Below are 820 nucleotides of genomic sequence, written 5' to 3' on the forward strand. Positions count from 1 at the left end.
GGTGAGTGTGACGGCGTGCCCGTCACGGACTCGGATTGATCCATATACCCAGACCCTGTCCGGGCCTCGCGAGTATTCCAGGGGCGCCTTGATCCGGTGCCCGTCGACCGACCAGCCCGGTGCCGGGGCGAAGGTGCGGGGCGAGACCGGGCCGAGTTCGTCGGCGCAGACTACCGTGGCGCCCGCGGGTGGCTGCGTGTAGAGACCGACGATATGGGTTCTTTTGGGACGAAGTACGGATCCTTGCTCGTCGTCCAGGACCGTGGCCGACGCCATCGAACACCCTCTGCCACCAGGATTCTGCGTACTTGACTACGGCCCACAACAATGCCTTCAGCGCGCAGGGCGGCGGCGAGAGAATCCAAGGTCCAGCTCGACGGAGCTCCGTCCTGATCGGCTTCCAGGGCGCCGTCGGGTCGCCGGGTCATTCGCCCCGGTGGCGTGGTCGCGACCAAGGCGACGATGCGGCTGCGTTCTGTTTCGGTCAGCCGAGGTCTACGTCCTGACCCGCGTCGATCGCCGAGGCCGTCCACGCCGTGAGCGTTGAACCGGTGCAGCCGTTCTCGCACCGTCTGCGGATGACAACCCAACTCGCCCGCGATCTGCGCGGTGGACTTCCCGTCCCAACTCGCGGTGATCATCCGCGCCCGACGGATCCAATCTCCCGGCGCATGACGAGCGCTGGCGAGTTTGCGAATCTTGCGCTCCTCCAGAGCATCTCGTGCAGGACGCGCAACCAGCACTTTCGGCAAATCCACCTCAACCACACCCGAAGCACCAAGACCAGCAACAAGATACATGATCTTTGAGGAACGCAGCA

Annotated in this window: 1 protein-coding gene; it reads right to left on the reverse strand. The window is 64.9% G+C overall.

Annotation, left to right across the window (positions count from 1 at the left end):
* Positions 1-170: 170 nt before the first annotated feature.
* Positions 171-820: helix-turn-helix domain-containing protein (locus IU459_RS37370; protein ID WP_228839066.1), on the reverse strand; the 650-nt coding region annotated here is incomplete at its 5' end.

Source organism: Nocardia amamiensis (assembly GCF_015477605.1).
In the GTDB taxonomy this organism is placed as follows: Bacteria; Actinomycetota; Actinomycetes; order Mycobacteriales; family Mycobacteriaceae; genus Nocardia; species Nocardia amamiensis_A.